At 68.5% G+C, this 14,764-nt stretch carries 17 protein-coding genes and 2 tRNA genes; 7 read left to right on the forward strand and 12 right to left on the reverse strand.

Translation table 11 applies throughout. From position 1 onward, the window contains the following. The first annotated feature begins 100 nt into the window (after window positions 1-100). The 3 genes from alaS (at window position 101) to ARC20_RS03605 (ending at window position 3,273) form a co-directional block, all read left to right on the forward strand. Entirely contained in the window at window positions 101-2,749 is a 2,649-nt protein-coding gene (alaS, locus tag ARC20_RS03595) for an alanine--tRNA ligase (protein WP_057644461.1), read from the forward strand. 128 nt (window positions 2,750-2,877) lie between these two features. Beyond that, the gene (csrA, locus tag ARC20_RS03600; protein WP_057644464.1) at window positions 2,878-3,090 is read left to right on the forward strand and encodes a carbon storage regulator CsrA; all 213 of its coding nucleotides are present in this window, start codon (window positions 2,878-2,880) and stop codon (window positions 3,088-3,090) included. 90 nt (window positions 3,091-3,180) lie between these two features. Continuing rightward, window positions 3,181-3,273: transfer RNA gene (locus tag ARC20_RS03605), tRNA-Ser, on the forward strand. 72 nt (window positions 3,274-3,345) lie between these two features. Here the strand turns inward: ARC20_RS03605 and ARC20_RS03610 are convergent. From ARC20_RS03610 to ARC20_RS03620, 3 genes are all read right to left on the reverse strand, one after another. Continuing rightward, a complete protein-coding gene (locus tag ARC20_RS03610; protein WP_057644466.1) occupies window positions 3,346-3,528 on the reverse strand; it encodes a hypothetical protein in 183 nt (60 codons plus the stop codon). A 228-nt stretch (window positions 3,529-3,756) separates the two neighbouring features. Then, window positions 3,757-4,080 (reverse strand): hypothetical protein, encoded by a 324-nt coding sequence (locus ARC20_RS03615; protein WP_057644468.1) that lies wholly within the window; start codon window positions 4,078-4,080, stop codon window positions 3,757-3,759. A 118-nt stretch (window positions 4,081-4,198) separates the two neighbouring features. Next, a complete protein-coding gene (locus tag ARC20_RS03620) occupies window positions 4,199-4,912 on the reverse strand; it encodes a pirin family protein (RefSeq protein ID WP_057644471.1) in 714 nt (237 codons plus the stop codon). A gap of 124 nt (window positions 4,913-5,036) precedes the next feature. On the opposite strand from ARC20_RS03620, the gene ARC20_RS03625 reads away from it, so the two are divergent. Continuing rightward, window positions 5,037-5,948, forward strand: coding sequence for a LysR family transcriptional regulator (locus tag ARC20_RS03625; protein ID WP_057644529.1), 912 nt, complete (start codon window positions 5,037-5,039; stop codon window positions 5,946-5,948). Window positions 5,949-6,018: 70 nt separating this feature from the next. Next, window positions 6,019-7,005 (forward strand): DedA family protein/thiosulfate sulfurtransferase GlpE, encoded by a 987-nt coding sequence (locus tag ARC20_RS03630; RefSeq protein WP_057644474.1) that lies wholly within the window; start codon window positions 6,019-6,021, stop codon window positions 7,003-7,005. A 71-nt stretch (window positions 7,006-7,076) separates the two neighbouring features. On the opposite strand, the gene ARC20_RS03635 is transcribed toward ARC20_RS03630, so the two are convergent. The 8 genes from ARC20_RS03635 to ARC20_RS03670 all read right to left on the reverse strand — a co-directional run bounded on the left by ARC20_RS03635 (window position 7,077) and on the right by ARC20_RS03670 (window position 12,780). Further along, a tRNA-Arg gene (locus ARC20_RS03635) sits at window positions 7,077-7,153 on the reverse strand. Between the two features lie 64 nt (window positions 7,154-7,217). After that, a complete protein-coding gene (locus tag ARC20_RS03640) occupies window positions 7,218-8,060 on the reverse strand; it encodes an alpha/beta hydrolase family protein (RefSeq protein WP_057644476.1) in 843 nt (280 codons plus the stop codon). Further along, entirely contained in the window at window positions 8,057-8,863 is an 807-nt protein-coding gene (thiD, locus tag ARC20_RS03645) for a bifunctional hydroxymethylpyrimidine kinase/phosphomethylpyrimidine kinase (protein WP_057644479.1), read from the reverse strand. Before thiD ends, ARC20_RS03640 begins: the two co-directional genes overlap by 4 nt. 34 nt (window positions 8,864-8,897) lie before the next feature. Then, window positions 8,898-9,575 (reverse strand): YoaK family protein, encoded by a 678-nt coding sequence (locus tag ARC20_RS03650; protein WP_057644482.1) that lies wholly within the window; start codon window positions 9,573-9,575, stop codon window positions 8,898-8,900. 45 nt (window positions 9,576-9,620) lie between these two features. Beyond that, window positions 9,621-10,112 (reverse strand): hypothetical protein, encoded by a 492-nt coding sequence (locus ARC20_RS03655; RefSeq protein ID WP_057644485.1) that lies wholly within the window; start codon window positions 10,110-10,112, stop codon window positions 9,621-9,623. Then, complete coding sequence (locus ARC20_RS03660) at window positions 10,109-11,509, reverse strand: PhoH family protein (RefSeq protein WP_057644488.1); 1,401 nt, start codon at window positions 11,507-11,509, stop codon at window positions 10,109-10,111. Before ARC20_RS03660 ends, ARC20_RS03655 begins: the two co-directional genes overlap by 4 nt. A gap of 82 nt (window positions 11,510-11,591) precedes the next feature. Next, window positions 11,592-12,071 carry a peroxiredoxin gene (locus tag ARC20_RS03665; protein WP_057644491.1) on the reverse strand — a complete coding sequence of 160 codons (480 nt, stop codon included), beginning with the start codon at window positions 12,069-12,071 and terminating at the stop codon, window positions 11,592-11,594. A gap of 82 nt (window positions 12,072-12,153) precedes the next feature. Next, the gene (locus ARC20_RS03670) at window positions 12,154-12,780 is read right to left on the reverse strand and encodes a glycine cleavage system transcriptional repressor (protein WP_425478524.1); all 627 of its coding nucleotides are present in this window, start codon (window positions 12,778-12,780) and stop codon (window positions 12,154-12,156) included. Window positions 12,781-12,895: 115 nt separating this feature from the next. On the opposite strand from ARC20_RS03670, the gene dapA reads away from it, so the two are divergent. Together dapA and ARC20_RS03680 are read left to right on the forward strand one after the other, a co-directional pair. Continuing rightward, window positions 12,896-13,804, forward strand: coding sequence for a 4-hydroxy-tetrahydrodipicolinate synthase (gene dapA, locus ARC20_RS03675; protein WP_057644496.1), 909 nt, complete (start codon window positions 12,896-12,898; stop codon window positions 13,802-13,804). A 16-nt stretch (window positions 13,805-13,820) separates the two neighbouring features. After that, window positions 13,821-14,336, forward strand: coding sequence for a hypothetical protein (locus tag ARC20_RS03680; protein ID WP_057644499.1), 516 nt, complete (start codon window positions 13,821-13,823; stop codon window positions 14,334-14,336). Window positions 14,337-14,408: 72 nt separating this feature from the next. On the opposite strand, the gene fdxA is transcribed toward ARC20_RS03680, so the two are convergent. Next, on the reverse strand, window positions 14,409-14,732 hold the full coding sequence (gene fdxA, locus ARC20_RS03685; RefSeq protein WP_057644502.1) for a ferredoxin FdxA: 324 nt from the start codon (window positions 14,730-14,732) through the stop codon (window positions 14,409-14,411). Window positions 14,733-14,764: the final 32 nt, after the last annotated feature.

The raw sequence follows: 14,764 nt of genomic DNA on the forward strand, positions 1-14,764 counted from the left end.
GGCCTGATAACCTTGCGGGTTCAAGGTTGTACGGTGCGTTCCGCCTCCCCATATGGAAGGCAGGACACCGGACACCGCCGCCCGCCTGACTGCCAGCCCCATGAACGCACCCGCCAAATTCACCACCTCCCAGATCCGTGCCGACTTCCTCGCGTTCTTCCAGGGGAAGGGCCACACCATCGTGCCGTCCGCGCCGCTGGTGCCGGGCAACGACCCGACGCTGCTGTTCACCAATTCCGGCATGGTGCAGTTCAAGGATGTGTTCCTCGGTGCCGAGAAGCGCAGCTATGTGCGCGCGGCCGACGTGCAGCGCTGCCTGCGCGCCGGCGGCAAGCACAACGACCTCGACTCGGTTGGCTACACCGCCCGCCACCACACCTTCTTCGAGATGCTGGGCAACTGGTCCTTCGGCGACTACTTCAAGAAGGACGCCATCGCCTGGGCCTGGGAGCTGCTGACCCAGGTCTTCAAACTGCCGGCCGAGCGCCTGCTGGTCACCGTCTACCACACCGACGACGAAGCCTTCGCGCTGTGGCGCGACATGGTCGGCGTGCCGGAAGAGCGCATCGTGCGCATCGGCGACAACAAGGGCGCCCCGTACGCGTCGGACAACTTCTGGCAGATGGCCGACACCGGCCCCTGCGGCCCGTGCACCGAGATCTTCTACGACCACGGCGCGCATATCGCCGGTGGTCCCCCGGGCTCGCCGGATGAAGATGGCGACCGCTTCATCGAGATCTGGAACCTGGTGTTCATGCAGTTCGACCGCCAGCCCGACGGCACCCTGATCCCGCTGCCCGCGCCGTGCGTGGACACCGGCATGGGCCTGGAACGCCTGGCGGCGATCCTGCAGCACGTGCACAGCAACTACGAGATCGACCTGTTCCAGACGCTGATCCGCCAGGCTTCCGAGCTGACCGGTACCGCGGACCTGGAGAACAAGTCGCTGCGCGTGATCGCCGACCACATTCGCGCCTGCTCCTTCCTCATCGTCGATGGCGTACTGCCGTCGAACGAAGGCCGCGGCTACGTCCTGCGCCGCATCATCCGCCGCGCCCTGCGCCATGGCTGGATGCTGGGCGTGCGCCAGCCGTTCTTCCACAAGATGGTCGGAACGCTGTCCGCACTGATGGGCGAGGCGTATCCGGAGCTCCCGGCCGCGCAGTCCACGGTCGAGCGCGCGCTCAAGGCCGAGGAAGAGCGCTTCGCCGAAACGCTCGATGCCGGCATGAAGATCTTCGACGAGATCGCTTCGCGCTCGGGCATCACCATCGCCGGCGCCGACGCGTTCCGCCTGTACGACACCTATGGCTTCCCGGTCGACCTCACCGCCGACATCGCGCGCGAGCGCGGCCTGGAAGTGGACATGGCCGGCTTCGAGGCGTCCATGGAGCAGCAGCGCGAAACCGCGCGCGCCGCGGGCAAGTTCGGCGGCGGCACCGCGCTGCCGGCCGATCTCGTCGCCCAGCTTCGCCCGACCCAGTTCCTCGGCTACGAACAGCTCGATGCCGGCGACCTGAAGGTCGTGGCGCTGCTCAAGGACGGCCGCCCGGTCGAGGCGATCGCCGCGGGCGATGACGCCATCGTGCTGACCGACCGCACGCCGTTCTACGCCGAATCCGGCGGCCAGGTCGGTGACACCGGCCGCCTGTCCGGCGCCGGCGTCGACTTCACCGTCGAGGACACCCACAAGTTCGCCGGCCAGTTCCATGGCCACGTCGGCCGCCTGGTCACCGGCGCGCTGCGCGTGGGCGATGTGCTGTCCGGCAGCGTCGATGGCGCGCGCCGCGGCGCCACCATCCTCAACCACTCGGCTACCCACCTGCTGCATGCCGCGCTGCGCGAGGTGCTCGGCACCCACGTGCAGCAGAAGGGCTCGCTGGTGGCGCCGGATCGCCTGCGTTTCGACTTCTCGCACTTCCAGCCGCTCACCGCCGACGAATTGGCGGTGATCGAGCGCAAGGTCAACGCGCAGGTGCGCGCCAACAATGCCGCCGAAGTGCACAACATGGGCATGCAGGAGGCGCTGGATTTCGGCGCGATGGCGCTGTTCGGCGAGAAGTACGGCGAACACGTGCGCGTGCTGAAGATGGGCGATTACTCCACCGAACTGTGCGGCGGCACGCATGTGTCGCGCACCGGTGACATCGGCCTGTTCAAGATCACCAGCGAAGGCGGCGTGTCCGCCGGCGTGCGCCGCATCGAGGCGGTGACCGGGCAGGGCGCGCTGGATTACGTGGGCGACGAAGAGCGTCGCCTGCACGAGGCGGCCGACCTGGTCGGCGCCAGCGCGCAGGACGTGGTCGACAAGATCCGCCAGCTGGGCGAACGCCAGAAGCGACTGGAACGCGAGTTGGAGCAGTTGAAGGCCAAGGTCGCTTCCGGTGCCACGGCCGACCTCGGCAGCCAGGCGGTCGACGTGGGCGGCATCAAGGTGCTGGCCGTGCGACTGGACGGCTTCGATGCCAAGGCCCTGCGCGATGCGATGGACCGCTTGAAGCAGCAGCTGGGCGATGCGGTGATCCTGTTGGCCGGTGTGCAGGACGGCAAGGTCGCCCTCGTCGCCGGCGTGAATGGTGCCGCAACGGGCAAGGTCAAGGCGGGGGAACTCCTGTCGCATGTCGCCGGTCAGATCGGTGGCAAGGGCGGCGGCCGCCCGGACCTCGCCCAGGGTGGTGGCGAGGACGGGCCCGCCCTTGCGCCCGCCTTGCAAGGCGTCCTGGCCTGGGTCAATCCTCACTTGGCCTGAACGCCGCGCCCGCGAACCTTGATGGGGGGCAGGGTCGTCGTTAACATTCCTGCTCTTTATTCCCTTTATCCGCGACGCCTTAGGGAGTCGCGTGCTGGCGGGACCGCCAGCCCTTGGAGATTCTGGACATGTTGATCCTTACTCGCCGTGTTGGCGAAACCCTGATGATCGGAGACTCGGTCACGGTCACGGTGCTTGGCGTAAAGGGCAATCAGGTGCGCATCGGCATCACCGCGCCGAAGGACGTGGCGGTGCATCGCGAAGAAATCTACCAGCGCATCCAGCGCGGCGATGAGCCGGTGGCCTCGGGTGCCGGTGGTCACGAAGATTCCGCCGGTTGATCGCAACAAAGGGTTTACGTTGACCCCCTCTTGCCGGTATTCTTCGCGGCCTGTCGCGGAACACCAGCGGCAGGACGCAAAGCAAAACCCGGAGTGATGCCCGAGAGGCCGAAGGGGCTCCCCTGCTAAGGGAGTATAGGGTCAAAAGCTCTATCGAGGGTTCGAATCCCTCTCACTCCGCCAAGTCAAAAGCCGCTGCCTGCAGCGGCTTTTTTCATGCCCGCGCGTCGGCGCGATGGCGGGGTTGCGGAAGGATCAGGCAGGCGTGGCCGTGGCGTCGGGCCGGTATTCCCAACGCTGCCCACGGCGCTGTGCGTCCTCGCGTTGCGCGGGCGTCGGCTCGGCGTCGTAGCGAACTTCGAAGGCCACCGGCGCGTCGTCGCATTCGGTGATCAAGACCCAGTGCCCGGTGTCGTTGTCGCGAGGGGTGCTGCTCATGGCGGGCTCTTGGAGGCCGGGGTTCGACAGGGCGGGGCGGGTGCCGGGTTTCCGGCGGCGGCGTACTTTGCCACGCGCTGTGTGACGAATAAGCGACGCGATCCTACGCCTGTCGGTGTTGTTTATCTGTCGGAGATTGCACGGTTTGCGATCGTGCAGCGCGGCCAGTGGACGGGCATGAAAAAGGCCGCCCGAAGGCGGCCTTTCCCGGAGGCGGGACGGGTGGGCTTACGCCGCTTCGTCTTCCTCGCCGTCCTCTTCTTCTTCCAGTTCGCCGTCGGCACCGATGATCGCCACGCCCTCATCGTCCGCGCCTTCGCGGACCAGGGTGAAGAAGGCATCGAAGCGGTACACCTGCAACTCGGGGAGTTCCTCGAAGCCGTAGTGCGTGCAGATCTCGCGGTAGCGGGCGTACACCGCGCGCCAGACCGTCGCGTCGATCTCCTCGGCGCCGAACCAGGCATACAGCTCGTCCCAGGCACAGGTGGCGGCGCCGTAGCGCGCAACGCGGTCGATCAGGTTCGAAAAGGCAACATCGTGGTGCGTGAGCATGACGGCTCCAGGTGGAAGAGACCGGCATGGAAGCAAATCCGACCGGGCGAAGTAAAGCCTCCCTCGGCCGTGGCATGAAAAGCGCGCCGCATCACGCGGCGCGCCTTCCGGTCATGGCTCAGTGCCAGCCCTGCAGCGAGAGGTCGAACAGCAGGAACTCGGCGTCCTGGGCGTTGGCGAACACCAGCAGGGATTCGTCGCGGATCTGCACCGCGTCACCGGCCGAGAGCGCCACGCCGTTGACCTCCAGCGTGCCGCGCGCCACTTGCACGTAGGCGCCGCGTCCGTCCGCCAGCGCGTACTCCACGCGGTCGCTGCCATCGAGGATGGAGGCGTACAGGCGCGCGTCCTGGTGGATCTTCAGCGCGCCGTCGGCGGCGTCCGGCGAGGCGATCAACCGCAGCCGGCCGCGCTTGTCCTCGGGGCTGAAGTGCTTCTCCTCGTAGCTCGGTTCGATGCCGTTGCGCTCCGGGATCACCCAGATCTGCATGAAGTGCACCGGCGCGCTGCGCGAGCCGTTGAACTCGCTGTGGGTGACGCCGCTGCCGGCGCTCATGCGCTGGACGTCGCCGTAGTGCAGCACCGAGCCGGTGCCCATGCTGTCCTTGTGCTCCAGCGCGCCATCCAGGACGTAGGAGATGATCTCCATGTCGCGGTGGCCATGGGTGCCGAAGCCTTCGCCCGGCTGCACGCGGTCTTCGTTGATCACCCGCAGCGGGCCGAAGCCCATGTAGCGCGGGTCGTGGTAGTGGGCGAAGGAGAAGGTGTGGCGCGAGGACAGCCAGCCGTGTTCGGCGCGGCCCCGGGCATCGCTCTTGCGGATCTGCAGCATGGTCTTTCTCCTTGATGTTCGATGATGTCGATCGGAGGCGTTTCCTCCTTGGCGTGCAGTCTGTGCGCTTCATCGGGAAAGAAAAAGCGAGTAGATTCGAGCGCCATCATCGATGGATTCGAACATGAAGATCAGCCTGGAAGCCCTGCAGATCCTGGACGCCATCGACCGCAGGGGCTCCTTCGCCGGGGCCGCCAAGGTGCTCTACAGGGTGCCTTCGACGATCTCCTACACCGTGGCCAAACTGGAGGAGGACCTCGGCGTGCAGCTGTTCGAGCGCCTCGGACCCAAGGCCACGCCCACCGAGGCCGGCCGCGAGCTGCTCAAGGAGGGCCGCCACCTGCTGCGCGCCGCCCAGGAGCTGGAGGTGCGCGTGCGCCGGGTGGCTTCGGGTTGGGAGTCGGAGTTCGCGCTGGGCCTGGATTCGCTGTTCCCCGTCTCCCTGCTGGCCGCCGACATCGCCGCCTTCTACGAGGCCGCCGACAGCACCCGGCTGCGGCTGGTGAGCGAATCGCTTTCCGGCACCTGGGAGGCGCTGCTGGACCGCCGCGCCGACCTGCTGGTGGCGGCGGGCGAGGGGCCCAGTGGCGGCGGCTATGTGGTCGAGCCGCTCGGCACGGTGCGCTTCGTGTTCGCGGTGGCGCCCACCCATCCGCTGGCCGGGCGCGCGCATGTCGATGCGGCCGAGCTCGCGCTGCATCGCGCGGTGGCGGTGGCCGATTCGGCGCGCCGCCTGCTGCCGCGCACGGTGGGCCTGCAATCGGCGCAGGACGTGCTCAGCGTGCCCGACATGCAAGGCAAGTACGCCCTGCAGCTGGCCGGCCTGGGCTGCGGCTTCCTGCCCGAGCCCTGCGCGCGGGCGGCGATCTCCGCCGGCACGCTGGTGGCGGTCGATGTCGAACAACCCAAGCCGGACGAAACCTTTTATCTCGCCTGGCGCACCGGCGAGCAGGGCGAGGCGCTGGCCTGGTGGCTGCGCCGCCTGCGCGCGCCGGGCGTGTTCGAGGGATGGCTGCAGCGGCTCGCCGGAACGTAGCATCCCCGCCGCAGCGGCTGGCCCGGCGCGATAATGCCCCCACGCTGCGGCATCCCTTCTGGAAAATCCCATGCACGCCCTGGTCGAGCAGTTTGGTTTGGCGTTGGTCTTCGTCAATGTGCTCGCGCTGGCGCTAGGCCTTCCGGTGCCGGCGATGCCGACGCTGGTGCTGGTCGGCGCCACCTACACGCTGCAGGGCGGCGCGTATGCGTGGCTGGGCGTGCTGGCCGCGTGGCTGCTGTCCATCAGCGCCAGCGTGATCGGCGATACCGCGTGGTTCCTCGCCGGGCGCCGCTACGGCACGCGCACGCTGCAGTCGCTGTGCCGGCTGTCGTTGTCGCGCGATACGTGCATGAAGAAGACCGAGCGCTTCTATGGCCGCCTCGGCATCCGCGTGCTTGCGTTCGCCAAGTTCGTGCCGGGCCTGTCGCTGGTATCGGTGCCGCTGGCCGGCGCGATGCAGGTGCGGATGCGGCCGTTCCTCGGCTACGACACGCTGGGTGCGGCGCTGTGGGCGGCAGCGGGTTTGGGGCTGGGCGTGGCGTTCGCGGGGCAGGTCGAGCACGTGCTGGAATTGCTGTCCGATCTCGGCGTGCGCGCGTTTGGCGTGGTCGGGCTGGCGTTGGCGCTGTACGTGGCGTGGCGTTGGTGGCGGCGCCACCAGCTGATGCGTTCGCTGGAAGCGGCGCGCATCAGCGTCGATGAACTCTATGCGCTGATGCAGGACCCCGCGCTGGCGCCCACGCTGCTGGATATCCGCGCGCCGGGTTATCGCGACCTGGAGCCGTACACGATCCCCGGCGCGCAGTTCGCCGACGAGCGGCAGCTGGCCGACATCCTCGCGCGCGTGCCGCGCGAGCGGGGCGTGGTGATCTTCTGTGCGTGCCCGAATGAAGTGTCGGCCGCCTGGCTGGCCGCGCGCCTGCGCGAGCATCGCTACAACGACGTGCGTCCGCTGCTGGGTGGTTTGGATGCATGGCGCGCCGCCGGTTACGAAACCGCGGCACTGGCATCGCTGCGCGACGAAGCATCGCCACCGCCCGCGCTGACGGCCTGAGTGATGCGCGCATTTCGCGCATGCAAAAAAAAAAGACGACGAGGTAAGCTCGTCGTCTTTCTTGTTCTGACTGGTGCGCCCGGAGAGATTCGAACTCCCGACCGCCTGGTTCGTAGCCAGGTACTCTATCCAACTGAGCTACGGGCGCGTCGTCAGGAGGAGAATTATGCGGGACTATGCGGTGGACGTCAACGGTCCGTAACAAATTTTTTTCACGTGATCGCGCGGGCCAGCCGGGCGGCCACGGCAGCCGGGGATTTCATCCATGAAAAATGGTCGGCGGGAGCGCCGATGTCCGCGGCAGGCAGGACATCCAGCCGCGCAGGTCCGGCCATTTTCGCGGTGAGCGCACGCATCGAACCCACCGGTGCCATCCAGTCGTGCGCCATCACGACGGTGTCGAGCGGAATCGAGAGCCGCGCCAGGCCGGCTTCCAGGTCCGCCGCCATGCCCTTTGCCGCATAGCGGTTGCTCAGCCCCACGCGTGCCCAGTCGGCGATCAACCCGCGTGCTTCATTGCCGCCGAAGCCCACGCGCCGCCCCGGCAGCACGCCGTTGCGACGCGCAAGCCACGGCAGGAAGCGATACACCAGCGTCAGCGCATAACGCAGCGGCGCGGGGAAACTGCGCCACCACGGCGTGCCGCTGGCCACCAGCCACAGGCGCGAGAACGTCGTCGGCTGCAGGCCGGCAAAGCAGCACGCGAGCTGTCCGCCCAGGCTGTGCCCGCCGATGAGCAGCGGCGCGCCGCCGGCGATGTCGTGCAGCACCTGCCCGCTGGCCGGCAGGTCGCACGCGAGGATTTCGCGATAACCCCAATCGCACTCGCGCGACGCACGCAGGCTGCTGCTGCCGTTGCCGCGCCATTCGTGCAGCAGCACGGCGATGCCATGCGCGGCGAGTGCATCGGCGAATGCTTCGTAATGGCGCGCGGCCACGCCCAGCGCCGGCAGCCACAGCAACGCGGCACGGGGCTGCGCGGGGAGGCGGGCGATGAGGTTCCAGCGATGGCCGTCGTGGCCGACGGCCTCGATCTCCCGTGCGGCCACCGTCATCCGTGGCGCGCCGCGCCGAAGTGGTCGAGCACCAGTACCTCGCCGCGACCGGGGCGATAGCCGCCCTGCAGTGCACGCGCGACGTAGTCGATCGCCGCCTCGCACGCATTGGCCAGCGACAGGCCATTGCACAGCTGCGCGGCGATCGCCGAGGCCAGCGTGCAGCCGGTGCCGTGCGCGTCGATCGGCAGGCGCGTGTGGATGTATTCGTGCTGCGCCACGCCGTCGTCGAAACGATCGATCACGCGCTGGCCTTCGAACAGGTGGCCGCCCTTGAGCAGCACCGCCGTGGCGCCGAGGTCGAGCAGTTCGGCGCAGGCGCGCTCGGCCGCGGCGGCATCGGCGATGCGATGGCCCAGCAGCAGTTCGGCCTCGGGAATGTTCGGGGTGATCAGCGTGGCCATCGGCAGCAGGCGCTGGCGCAGCGCATCGAGCGCATCGTCGGCGAGCAGCTTGGCGCCGCTGGTGGCGACCATCACCGGGTCGAGCACGATGAAGGGCGGTCGGTAATGTTCCAGCGCATCGGCCACGCAGTCGATCACCGATGCGTTGGCGAGCATGCCGAGCTTCACCGCCTGGATCTCGAAATCGTCGAAGCAGGCGTCGATCTGCGCGCGCAGGAAATCCACCGGCGGCACGTGGACCGCGGTGACGCCGCGGGTGTGCTGCGCGGTGAGCGCGGCGAGGGCGGACAGGCCGTGCACGCGGTGCGCGGCGAAGGTCTTCAGGTCGGCCTGGATGCCGGCGCCACCGCCGGAATCGGAGCCTGCGATGGTCAGGGCGGAAAGGACTTGGGCACTCATGCGGCGATTGTGCACCCGCCGCCCGCCGGCTGCATCACGCCACGCGGCGCGCGCGTGCCAGCGTCCACTGCCGCCACGCCACGTAACCGCCGCCGGCCACGCCGGTGATCGCGGCGGGCACGAGCAGCGCGTGGTAATGCCACGCCGCGAACAGCCATGCGCCGGCCAGGCTGCCGCCGAGGAAACCGCCGATGATCAGTCCGCTGAGCGTGAGCCTGCGCATCGGCAGTGGCAGGCCGCGCAGCAGGTGGCCCAGGCCGATGCCCAGGTCGGTGAACATGCCACTCAGGTGGGTGGTGCGGATCAGCGCGCCGCTGTAGGTGGTGGCCAGTGCGTTCTGGACGCCGCACGCCATCGCCGCCAGCCATGCGCCGGCCATGCCGTGGCGTTCGAACATCGGGATGGCGGCGAGCAGCAGCGCCGATTCAAGCAGCAGCGCCACGCCATACCGACGTCCGAGGCGCAGCGTGCTGTCCTGGATGATCAGGCCGCTGCACATCGCGCCGAGGCTGAAGGCGATCAGCACGCCCCACAGGAAGCCGATGCTTCGGCCATCGCCCTGCGCCAGCGCCACGCCGAGCAGGCTGGTGGTGCCGGTGAGATGGCTGACCACCTGGTGCGCGAAGCCGAGATAGCCGATCACGTTGACCATGCCGGCCACCGCGGACAGCGTCACCGCGCCGATCCATACCCAGGTGGGCAGGGGTTTCATCGGCGCGATGCGGCCAGCGGTGGGCGCGTCCTGCGCATGGCCGGGTCAGCGCGGGCCGTTGAGCTCGACGGCGGAGAAGGTGCCGGCCTGCGGGTCGAACAGCGCGCCCCAGAACTGCGCGCCGCCGTCGCAGACGCGGATCGCCGTGCGCGCCGGGTCCAGCTCGCTGTCTTCGGGCAGGTGGAAGGCGTTGACGTAGATCAGCCGCTTCCCGCCAGCCTCGATGCCCACGTACTGGCGGTCGAAATCCCCGGGGTTGGGGATCTGCGGCTGCAGCTGCGACAACGCCGCCTCCAGCTGGTCCACCTGCTGCCGGCTCGGGGCCCAGTAGCCGGTGACTTCGCCGGGATGGCGCGCCGGGCTGTCGCGCGAGCAGGTGTCGAGCACCTGCGCGGCGATGACCGGCCGGGTGATGACCCACGATTGCCCGGCGCGCACCGTGGTCGGCACGGTGCTGCCGGGGACGCCGCCGGTGGTGGCGCAGCCGGCGGCGAGGGCGGCCGCCAGCAGCAGCGGCGCGGCGCGAAACAGGTTCACAGGACCTCCGAGGCGTAGTCGGCCAGGCGCGAACGCTCGCCCCGGCGCAGGGTGACATGCGCACTGTGCGGCCAGTTCTTGAAGCGGTCCACCGCGTAAGTGAGGCCGGAGGTGGTCTCGGTGAGATACGGCGTGTCGATCTGCTCCACGTTGCCCAGGCAGACGATCTTGGTGCCGGGGCCGGCGCGGGTGATCAGCGTCTTCATCTGCTTGGGGGTGAGGTTCTGCGCCTCGTCCAGGATCAGGTAGCGCGAGAGGAACGTGCGCCCGCGCATGAAGTTCATCGAGCGGATCTTGATGCGGCTGGCGAGCAGGTCGTTGGTGGCCGCGCGGCCCCAGGCGCCGCCCTCCTGGTTGTGGGTGAGCACTTCCAGATTGTCGGTGAGCGCGCCCATCCACGGCGTCATCTTTTCTTCCTCGGTGCCGGGCAGGAAGCCGATGTCCTCGCCCACGCTCACCGTGGCGCGGGTCATGATGATCTCGCGGTAGCGCTGCTGGTCCATCGTCTGCGCCAGGCCGGCGGCCAGGGCGAGCAGCGTCTTGCCGGTGCCGGCGGTGCCGAGCAGGGTGACGAAGTCGATCTCCGGGTCCATCAGCGCATTGAGCGCGAAGTTCTGCTCGCGGTTGCGCGCGGTGATGCCCCACACGGCGTGCTGGCCGCCGCGGTAGTCGTCCACCAGCGAGAGGATCGCCTTGCCGTCGCCGCCCACGCGCGCCACGCGCAGTTCGACCTCGTCTTCGCCCGGCAGGTACAGGTACTGGTTCGGGTGCCAGTCCTCGTCGTCGGCCAGCACCACTTCGTAATGCGTGCGGCCCTTGTCCGACCAGCTGCGCAGGTCCTGGTTGTGCTTCTGCCAGAAGTTCTCCGGCAGCTCGACCGCGCCGGTGAACAGCAGGCTGAAATCGTCCAGCGCGCGGTCGTTCTCGTAATCCTCGGCCACCAGGCCGCTGATGGACGCCTTGATGCGCAGGTTGATGTCCTTGGACACCAGCACCACCGGCACGTCGGGGTGTTCCTCGCGCAGCTCCAGCACCGCGGCGAGGATCTTGTTGTCCGGCATGACCTCGCCGAAGCTGCGCCCCGGCGCGACCGGGCGCACCTGGAAGTGCAGCTTGCCGATCTGGCCCTGGTTCTTGAGCTGGATGCCCTGCGGATGGGTGAGGGTGATGCCGGACTGGATCTGCTCGGCGCTGGCGCCGTCCAGCAGTTCGTCCAGGAAGCGGCTGACCTGGCGTGCGTTGCGGCTGACTTCGGACATGCCCTTCTTGGCGTTGTCCAGTTCCTCGATCACCTGCATCGGCAGGAAGACGTCGTGCTCTTCGAACTTGAACAGCGCGGTGGGGTCGTGCATCAGCACATTGGTATCCAGCACGTAGATGCGCTTGCCTCGGGTCATCGTGTGTTCCTGGAAAAAGGACAGGGGCGAGCCATCACGGCCTGCGGGGCAGGGTGATGGCAAGTTCGGGTCGCGAGGGGTGTCACTTCTGCTTGTGCGCCTTCAGGGCCTGGAGAACCGCTTCCGCGTGGCCGGCCACCTTGACCTTGCGCCACGCCTGCACGATACGACTATCCGGCGAAATGAGGAAGGTGCTGCGTTCCACCCCCAGCACCTGCCGCCCATACATGTTCTTCATGCGGATCACGTCGAAGGCCTTGCACAGCGCTTCGTCGCCGTCGCTGACCAGCGGGAAGGCGAAACCCTGCTTGGCGCAGAAGTTGTCGTGCGAGCGCACCGAGTCGCGGGACACGCCCAGCACGGCGGCGCCGGCGGCTTCGAACTCGGGCAGCAGGGCGTTGAAGTCCAGGCCCTCGGTGGTGCAGCCGGGCGTGCTGTCCTTGGGGTAGAAGTACAGCACCAGCCAGCGGCCGGCGTAGTCGGCGAGGGTGGCGTGCGCGCCGCCGGACAGGGCCAGCGGCAGGGTGAGGGTGGCGCGGTCGAGCTTCGTGCTTTCGGTCATCGGGAACGGGTCCTGCGGGTAGGGCGGTGTGGCATGCGCCCTACATATACCGCGAACCGTGTCCGTGGCCACCCCGCCCGGATCAGAACTTCATCGGATCCATGATCGCGTCGAGGTTCAGGTGGTCGCAGAACTCGAGGAAATCGTCGCGCAGCGCGGCGATGTGCATGTTCGCCGGCACGCCGATGGTGACCTGGGCCGAGAACATCTCCGCACCGGTCTGCATGGCGCGGTAGCGCGTGCTCTGCAGGTTTTCGATGGTGATGCCCTGGCGGTCGAAGAAGTCGGCCAGCTGGAAGAGGATGCCCGGCTTGTCGGCGGCGATCACTTCCACGATGTACGGCAGCAGGTTGGACTGCGCCTGCTTCGGGCCGGTGCGGTACCACACCAGCTTCAGGCCTTCCTCGCGCTCGAGCCGGCCCAGCATGGCTTCCAGCTTGGCGACCGCGTCCCACGAGCCGGTGGCCAGCGCGGTGACCGAGACGTCGCGGCCCACGGTGGACAGGCGGGCATCGACCAGGTTGCAGCCGCTGTCGGCGATGCGACGGGTGACGGGCAGCAGCGGGGACTCCGGATGCGTCGTGTAGGCGTTGATCAGGAGGTGGTTTTCGGTCGGCGAAGGCCGGGGCGCGGTATCGGTCAAAGGGGGTTCCGGCATTGCGATCAGGCTGAATGGCGTCGGGACGGGCCGCGACGCAGCGCGCAGCATACTTGCCCGTGCTTTCGCGCCGCAAGTAACATTCGGGATGCCCTCGCGCCTGCCTGCCGGCAGGCCGCTCCGGCAGTCCATACTTTCCTTCCTCCCGCATAGAGTCCACGCCGCCTTGTCCCTCTCCGGCATCATCACCGCACTGGCCACCCCCTTCGCCGCCAACGGCGATCTCGATCTCGATGCCTGGCAGCGCCTGCTGGACAAACAGCTCGACGGCGGCGTCCAGGGCGTGGTCGTGGCCGGTTCGACCGGTGAAGCCTCGACCCTGGCCGATGAGGAATACGACGAGATCCTGCGCCGCGCGGTGGCCCGCATCGGTGGGCGCGTGCCCGTGCTGGCCGGCACCGGGCTGTCCGGCACCGCGCGCACCGTGGCGCTCACGCGCCGCGCCGCCGCCAACGGCGCGCAGTTCGCGCTGGTGGTCACCCCGGCCTACGTGCGCCCGACCCAGGAAGGCCTGAAGGCCCACTTCCTGGCCGTGGCCGAAGAAGGCGGCCTGCCGGTCGTGCTCTACAACGTGCCCGGTCGCACCGGTTGCGACCTGCTGCCGGAAACCGTCGCCGCCCTGGCCAGCCACCCGAATATCGTCGGCATCAAGGAAGCCCGCGGCGAACCCGAGCGCATGGCGGCCCTGCTGCCGCTGCGCGGCCCCGGCTTCGCGGTGCTCAGCGGCGATGACGGCACCGCCGCGCGCGCCATGCTCGCCGGCGCCGATGGCGTGATCTCCGTCGGCTCCAACGTGCTGCCGGCCGGCTACCGCCGCCTGTGCGACCTCGCCCGCGGCGGCCAGCACGACGCCGCCACCGCCTGGGACGCGCGCCTGGCGCCGTACCACGCATTCTGTGGCGTGGAATCCAATCCGATCCCGGTCAAGGCGCTGCTGCAGCGCCAGGGCCTGGGGCATGGCCTGCGCCTGCCGTTGACGACGCTGTCGGCACCCCATCATGCCGAGGCCGACCGCCTTGCCGCCGACGCATCCGCGTTGGAAGCACTTTCCAGCCGCGAAGCAATCGCGGCCTGACCCAGGAGATTTACCGATGCGTCATCCCGTTCGTTCCGCCCGCGTGCTGCCGTTGATCGCGCTGGTGGTTGCTGCCAGTGGTTGCAGCTGGTTCCACAAGGATGCCCGCGGCGACTACGCGCTGCCGGCGGAGAGCCGTCCGCTGGAAGTGCCGCCCGACCTGAACCTGCCCGACACCTCCGGCGCGATGAAGGTGCCGACCCTGGCCTCGGCCACCCAGCCGGCCAATGCGCCGTCGGCGGCCGCGCAGCAGGCGGCCACCAAGAGCGGCTTCGTCATCAAGGGCGACCGCGACGCGGTGTTCTCGGCCGTGGGCGACGCGCTGGCCGACGTCCCGGGCCTGACCATCGCCAGCCGCGCGCAGCTGCTGGGTTCGTACGACGTCAGCTACGAAGGCACCAACTTCCTGGTGCGCGTGGTGCCGACCGATGGCGGCACCTACGTCTCGGCGGTGGATCCGCGCGGCCTGCCGGCCGTGGCCGACGCGCCGGTCAAGCTGATCGCCACGCTGAAGGCCAAGCTGGGCGGCTGAGTTTTCCTGCCGCCGCAAAAGCGAACGGGCGCCGCGAGGCGCCCGTTTGCGTTATGGCGAAGGCCGCGCGCCTCAGCGCTGCAGCAGCGGCAGCTTGTCCGGCTTGCCGTCCCATTCGGCGGCATCGGCGGCCGGTTCCTTGCGCACGGTCAGCACCGGCCAGGCCTTGGCCAGCTCGGCATTGAGGGCGACGAACTGCTCCTGGCCGGCCGGCACGTCGTCCTCGGGATAGATCGCGTTGGCCGGGCACTCCGGCTCGCACAGCGTGCAGTCGATGCATTCGTCCGGATCGATCACCAGGAAGTTCGGGCCTTCATGGAAACAATCGACCGGGCAGACTTCCACGCAGTCGGTGTATTTGCACTTGATGCAGTTTTCGGTGACGACGAAAGGCATGTTGGAATCCGGCGTTAAGCCGCGTAATTCTA

It is taken from the genome of Stenotrophomonas panacihumi, from assembly GCF_001431645.1.
Classification (GTDB): Bacteria; Pseudomonadota; Gammaproteobacteria; order Xanthomonadales; family Xanthomonadaceae; genus Stenotrophomonas_A; species Stenotrophomonas_A panacihumi.

Bases quoted from the DNA above. Each gene is read 5' to 3' on its own strand.
- alaS (WP_057644461.1), top strand. From the start codon at position 101: ATGAACGCACCCGCCAAATTCACCACCTCCCAGATCCGTGCCGACTTC.
- csrA (WP_057644464.1), top strand. From the start codon at position 2,878: ATGTTGATCCTTACTCGCCGTGTTGGCGAAACCCTGATGATCGGAGAC.
- ARC20_RS03610 (WP_057644466.1), bottom strand. From the start codon at position 3,528: ATGAGCAGCACCCCTCGCGACAACGACACCGGGCACTGGGTCTTGATC.
- ARC20_RS03615 (WP_057644468.1), bottom strand. From the start codon at position 4,080: ATGCTCACGCACCACGATGTTGCCTTTTCGAACCTGATCGACCGCGTT.
- ARC20_RS03620 (WP_057644471.1), bottom strand. From the start codon at position 4,912: ATGCTGCAGATCCGCAAGAGCGATGCCCGGGGCCGCGCCGAACACGGC.
- ARC20_RS03625 (WP_057644529.1), top strand. From the start codon at position 5,037: ATGAAGATCAGCCTGGAAGCCCTGCAGATCCTGGACGCCATCGACCGC.
- ARC20_RS03630 (WP_057644474.1), top strand. From the start codon at position 6,019: ATGCACGCCCTGGTCGAGCAGTTTGGTTTGGCGTTGGTCTTCGTCAAT.
- ARC20_RS03640 (WP_057644476.1), bottom strand. From the start codon at position 8,060: ATGACGGTGGCCGCACGGGAGATCGAGGCCGTCGGCCACGACGGCCAT.
- thiD (WP_057644479.1), bottom strand. From the start codon at position 8,863: ATGAGTGCCCAAGTCCTTTCCGCCCTGACCATCGCAGGCTCCGATTCC.
- ARC20_RS03650 (WP_057644482.1), bottom strand. From the start codon at position 9,575: ATGAAACCCCTGCCCACCTGGGTATGGATCGGCGCGGTGACGCTGTCC.
- ARC20_RS03660 (WP_057644488.1), bottom strand. From the start codon at position 11,509: ATGACCCGAGGCAAGCGCATCTACGTGCTGGATACCAATGTGCTGATG.
- ARC20_RS03665 (WP_057644491.1), bottom strand. From the start codon at position 12,071: ATGACCGAAAGCACGAAGCTCGACCGCGCCACCCTCACCCTGCCGCTG.
- ARC20_RS03670 (WP_425478524.1), bottom strand. From the start codon at position 12,780: ATGCTGCGCGCTGCGTCGCGGCCCGTCCCGACGCCATTCAGCCTGATC.
- ARC20_RS03680 (WP_057644499.1), top strand. From the start codon at position 13,821: ATGCGTCATCCCGTTCGTTCCGCCCGCGTGCTGCCGTTGATCGCGCTG.
- fdxA (WP_057644502.1), bottom strand. From the start codon at position 14,732: ATGCCTTTCGTCGTCACCGAAAACTGCATCAAGTGCAAATACACCGAC.